6 protein-coding genes are annotated in these 5,373 nt (G+C 48.0%); all 6 read left to right on the top strand.

All coding sequences use genetic code 11. The annotated features are described in order from the left end of the window. On the top strand, positions 1–195 hold a 195-nt coding region (locus tag BY454_RS16985; RefSeq protein WP_219820663.1), incomplete at its 5' end, for a hypothetical protein. Positions 196–339: 144 nt separating this feature from the next. After that, a complete protein-coding gene (locus BY454_RS16175; protein ID WP_104417601.1) occupies positions 340–1,911 on the top strand; it encodes an IS1182 family transposase in 1,572 nt (523 codons plus the stop codon). Between the two features lie 225 nt (positions 1,912–2,136). Then, positions 2,137–2,586, top strand: a complete 450-nt coding sequence (locus BY454_RS16170; protein WP_104417600.1) for a hypothetical protein — start codon at positions 2,137–2,139, stop codon at positions 2,584–2,586. Between the two features lies 1 nt (position 2,587). Next, on the top strand, positions 2,588–2,953 hold the full coding sequence (locus BY454_RS16165) for a hypothetical protein (protein WP_104417599.1): 366 nt from the start codon (positions 2,588–2,590) through the stop codon (positions 2,951–2,953). A 128-nt stretch (positions 2,954–3,081) separates the two neighbouring features. Further along, positions 3,082–4,152, top strand: a complete 1,071-nt coding sequence (locus tag BY454_RS16160; RefSeq protein WP_104417598.1) for a hypothetical protein — start codon at positions 3,082–3,084, stop codon at positions 4,150–4,152. Positions 4,153–4,236: 84 nt separating this feature from the next. Then, positions 4,237–5,208 (top strand): hypothetical protein, encoded by a 972-nt coding sequence (locus BY454_RS16155; protein WP_104417597.1) that lies wholly within the window; start codon positions 4,237–4,239, stop codon positions 5,206–5,208. The last annotated feature ends 165 nt before the right edge of the window (positions 5,209–5,373 follow it).

The raw sequence follows: 5,373 nt of genomic DNA, 5'->3' as shown, positions 1-5,373 counted from the left end.
CGCTGGAGGTCTTTATGGATCTCATCAAGCGAACACAGGATGCACCGCCAGGTGTTCATTAACCCGGCTGTTGCACTTGGAGTTGGAGACCGCCCTCCTCAGCAGTTGGATTGGTCTCAAGCTGTTTATGCAAACCCTGAGGAGTTGGAGCAAAGAGAGTTTCCAGAGGGGCTGTCTATTGTCGAATGTGACTGATTTAACCAACACGTCAACGGGACCGGCTTGTTCCGCTGCCGCTCCACAATCCAGCCCGTTACGTCAGCGTTGAGGCTGTAGAAAAACCCCGAATTCCTCACCCCGGTTTGGTAAAATCAGGCAAACAGACAAGGAGTCGTTGGGATGCCTCGCTTCAAGCACTACAACTACGACCAGGACGCCATGGTCGTGATCAACTACCAGGAACAGCTGCAGCCCGGCACCTTTGAACACGCGGTGCACTACCTGATCGAGCACAAGCTGGACCTGTCGGTGTTTCACCCCAAGTACCGCAACCAGGATACCGGCCGCCTGGCCTACGATCCGGCCATCCTTTTGAAGATCATCCTGTTTGCCTATTCCAAGGGCATCACCTCCAGCCGCGAGATGCAGTGGTGTTGCGAGACCAACATCATCTTCAAAGCACTGTCCTGCGATACCGTTCCGCATTTCACCACCTTGGCCAAGTTCGTCAGCAGCCATGCCGATGAAATCGAAGAGCTGTTTGAGCAGATTCTGCTGGTCTGTCATGAGCAGGGCCTTTTGGGCAATGAACTCTTCGCCATCGACGGCTGCAAAATGTCCTCAAACGCTGCCAAGGAATGGTCCGGCACCTTTAAGGAACTCGGCGAAAAGCGTGAGAAATTGCGCCGTCTGGTCCGCCACCATTTGCGGGAACACTACGAAAAGGACGAGGCGGAAACCGAAGCCGAACTGGATCGCGATATCCGCCGGGCCAAAACCATCCTCTCGCTGGACGAATCTCTGAACAAAGTCGACCGCTTCCTAAAGACGAACCGCCCAAGGATGGGCCGGGGGAAGCGGAGCAAGGAAGTGAAGAGCAACATCACCGATAACGAAAGCGCCAAGATGACCACCAGCAAGGGCACGATCCAGGGCTACAACGGCGTGGCCACGGTGGACAAGAAACACCAGATCATCATAGATGCCCAGGCCTTCGGGGAAGGGCAGGAACACCACACGCTGCAGCCCGTACTGGAAACCGTGGAAGCCCGACTCAAGAAGCTGGGCATTGCTGACAACATCTACCAGCAAGGTGCCATCGTTACCGCCGATACTGGTTTCGCCAACGAAGCGAATATGCAGTACCTGCATGAACGCCAGATCAACGGCTACGTGCCCGACAACAAATTCCGGAGCCGCGATCCGAAATTCCAGAACCAAAAGGGTAAGTACGGCAAACGGCACCAGCATCTACCCAAAACCGGCTGGAAAACCATCATCCCAGCCAGCGAATTCCAGTTCGATCCGGTGAATCTGACCTGTGTCTGTCCGGCAGGCAACACCATCAGTTACCAGGGCACCCGCGAAGCCGAGAACGGCAAAATCCGGGTGCACTTCGAAGGCCGCCTTCTCCAGTGCCGGCATTGCCCGAAGAAACACCAGTGCATGCAAAACCCGGCCTCGGCCAATCACCGTAAAGGTTCCGGTCGACAGGTATCGTTCACCATCGAAAACAAACGCCTGCCGAACTACACGGACTGGATGAAGCACCGCGTGGACAGCCCGAGAGGCAAAGAGATCTACAGTCACCGCATGTCGGTGGTGGAACCGGTCTTCGGCAACATCGGAACGACCAAGCGCCTGAATCGCTTCAGTCTGCGGGGCAAAAAGAAGGTGCAGGGTCAGTGGCAGCTGTACTGTCTGGTGCACAACATCGAGAAACTGGCGAATTATGGGCAGTTGGCGGCGTGAATGAGCGAAAAAGACCGCCAATTAGCCCCTTTTAGGGACGAAATCTGCTCTTGGTCATTGCTGATGCAATGGTTTAGCTGATCGAATGGGCAAAACACGATGGCCAGACCGATTGCTGGCCGGGGCGAATAAACGGACTAGAGGGCGGTAGAGCTGGCTCAGAAATGAGTTTTTCTACAGCCTCGTTATGAGAATCAGCAATGAACCTGAATAGAGATAGCTGAAGTGGATGAGTTTCTTCAATTACTAACTTTAAACAACTTTGGAAGCTGGGCTTCGATAGCTGGCCTGCTTACCACCGTAGTTACATTTTTAATGCTGTTCGGGATCAAGAAGAAGTTTCTTTTTCGGTCTAGCGTTGATGATCACTTAGCTAAAATCAGTGAAATATCCTCGGACATCTCTTCTTTATTGCAGTCATTCTCAAAAAACCAAAAGGATATTGAAGAATTATTTGCATTAGCAGAGGTAGAGCTCAGAGCTATGCAAAGAGGAGCAAATGGTGATTTGGTGGCCGATATAAAAAAATCTCGAAAATTGATTAGGAGGTACACTTCAAAAATTCATTTTTGGGTGAATCGTGACGAAAATTCAGCAAGAGAGATTAAAACTGGTTTGTCTGTTGTTTCGGCTGAGTTGTACCATCACAAAAAATCTTTGGTCATAGGAAAGTAAAATGTTTAGCTCAAGACAAACTGCAGAAATCATAGATAAGCTGATCGAGTTGACTCAGCACAATCACATTGTTTGGCGTAGCCAAGATCCTGTAGCCCCGATGATTGGACCTGATGCTCGTGTTGATATGGTTTATATTGTAAATCACCTCGGTCGAAACATTCGAGCCTACAACCAAAATTTTAAATACTATTTAGATGAAGAAAAGTATGTCTGGGATGAGCAAATTATTGTCGAGTTTGTGGATGATTATGGGGCGGTATTGGGTCGCTTGCCTAGAACACCCAACGCTTGGGACCTTCTAAAAGCTATTCAATTTCAAAACCCACAAATTAACACTTTCTATGATGATTTATTTAAGTCGTAAATCTCATAACAAGGCGCAGCAGTTCGCGGCCGGTGGCCGCCGGACGCCCTTTACGTGGCTCCTTCGTCCCCACTCCAAGGTCGCCGCTGTGCTTCGGCGTTATACAGGTCCTTAGCATGGAGTTTTGAGTGTCGGAAGAGCAAATAAAAAACATAGAAAACCGCCCGGAAGAACTCGCTGGGCTGCCCTTCTATCAGGACTTGCCTCATATGCCGGTCAGGATTGATCTAGAGGGTGCTATTGGTGAATTCTTGAACTATGACATTTTCCAGCTCGACGGGATTCAACCATTAGAAAAACGACATATGGAGGCAAATAACGGACTCATAGGTGTGAATGCCTCTACAGAGTCGATTGCTATCTATAAAGAGGAACAGGTTAATTTTCAGCTTATCTACGTTGTCGTCAATGCTTACGGCTTTAGAGAGGTCAATGGTGAACTAGTCGGCAAGCCGTACTGTATTTCTCTAGTGCCAGCTAGTAAAAGGGGCGAAATATCCTCCGTTCCGCCGGAATGGTTAGAGAATATTGACCTTGAGCGAATGGATGGAGTTCCAAAGTTGTATAAGGGATTTAATCCGTTTCGAGGTGCTTTTGGTCTACATATGTTAGGGATGCACGATTACTCGAACATCGAGTCAGACATGCTTGGTTTTGTACACAGTATATATGCACTCGCCGACAGGTTTGAACATAGCGAAGTGCTCTTGCCGGGGATTCCAATGCTGCAAGGCCATAATCAGGTCTTGAACGATTATAAGAAATATAGAAATAACTGGTATTTCAAGCCTTTTAAAAAACTGAAACCTAAAAAGATATGGGGTTGTGATTCTCCTATTGAGCTGTTTCTCATTCATGCAATGGATTCCATCGGCCTGAATCCTGAGCTGCAAACCATTATCTGCGAGGACGGATTTACAGTCCCTAGCTTCCATAAACTTTGGGAAAACCATAAATCGCGAAAACGCCTGAAGAGTATTACTGACGCTGACTTCTACTTCCCGGACAAAAAGCTGGCTGTATTTTGTGACTCAGTTGCACACCATTCTTCGCCAGAGGCGAAAAAGAAGGATCAGGCGATTGATGAGAAGCTAAAAAAAATCGGCATTAGGAGTTTGCGAATCTGTGGCCGTGATATTGCTCAATCGCCTATGGATTCAGCGCGGGTTGTCGAAGCCGAGTTGACTAAATCCGTATAACCAGTGGCTGTTGTCGGACGCACCTACGCTGCGCTTCGGCACGCCGCAAAGCCAAGCGTTAAGTATCCATAGAAGCGAGAAAGAATGGGTAATAACCAAAAATGGAAGGACAAGTTGCTATCCTCAAGCTTCCCTCTTGAGTTTGAAGCAATGAGCTGCCTCGCCGATAAAGGTTTTTCCGTCTCCTCTGAGTTTTCATATTCTAGATTGGACGGAGACGTCCACAAAGACTTTTCTGTTGATGTTGAGGCGATGGCTTTCACCCCTTTTGGTGAGGAAAATAACCTGACAGGAACGGTACATTTACTCGTAGAGTGTAAATATCGAAAGGACGGCACTAGTTGGTTGTTTTTGCCTGACCCCAATGATCCAGAGTTTTCACCATTTACTCTAGGCCGAACAATTAGGGCTGTTGATAATTTTTCAAAGGATATCTTACCCCCAAATAACGTAGTTTCGTTCGACGAGAATCTTCCATTCTGTTTTAAGGGCGTCGAGGTGGATCTATTTAATGCATCTGCGCATGACAAGGAAATAAAGCATGGTCTAAACCAATTACACTATGCTTTGCCGACCATGCTTGCGGGCGAGATCAATAGCTCTTCATGGGTTTCTCCCGACCCATCCCAGCCATTTTTTATTTGCCCTATACTGTTGACGACTGCCCCTATTTATTTGGCTAAAGATAGTTTTTCTATAGATTTAGTGAAAGGCGCAAGCGATATCGAGGAAATCGCCGATCGAGTTCCTTACTTGGTTACCTATCACGATGTTAGTCCAGACTTTATCAGGCACTGTGTAAGAGAGTTTTCAGATAATTTAGCCTTTGATGTTGAGCATCTAAATGATATCGGAAATTACCGCTTATCGAAGGGCGAGCATGAACACCTTCTACCTTTGAAAGTCATTGAGTCACTGCTTTCTGGAAGAGTCAGCGAGCTTAAAACCTATTTCACGCAATACATTGTTTGCGACTGGCAACATTTTCCCGAATTGGTTGATAATCTTAAAAAATCGATCACCTTGGCTATGCGTGGGGCTGATAGTGAAACTTAACAAGTGCAGGCACGGCGACGCCCACTACATTGCGCCTTCGGCTCCATTCCGGGGGCGCGCATGCTGCAAACGTTGAGGCTGTAGAAAAACTCCGAATCAGAGGGTCAGTTTGGTAGGATCAGGCAAACAGACAAGGAGCTGTCAGATGCCTCGCTTTAAGCACTA

Origin of the sequence: Marinobacter persicus, from assembly GCF_002934325.1 — a bacterium.
Classification (GTDB): Bacteria; Pseudomonadota; Gammaproteobacteria; order Pseudomonadales; family Oleiphilaceae; genus Marinobacter; species Marinobacter persicus_A.
The sequence above is the reverse complement of the archived record's forward strand: the minus strand, read 5'-3'. Positions and strand labels throughout refer to the sequence as shown.

What these genes read in the sequence shown, in the direction of transcription:
- BY454_RS16165 (WP_104417599.1), top strand. Translation starts at nt 2,588, where the DNA reads ATGTTTAGCTCAAGACAAACTGCAGAAATCATAGATAAGCTGATCGAG.
- BY454_RS16155 (WP_104417597.1), top strand. Translation starts at nt 4,237, where the DNA reads ATGGGTAATAACCAAAAATGGAAGGACAAGTTGCTATCCTCAAGCTTC.
- BY454_RS16175 (WP_104417601.1), top strand. Translation starts at nt 340, where the DNA reads ATGCCTCGCTTCAAGCACTACAACTACGACCAGGACGCCATGGTCGTG.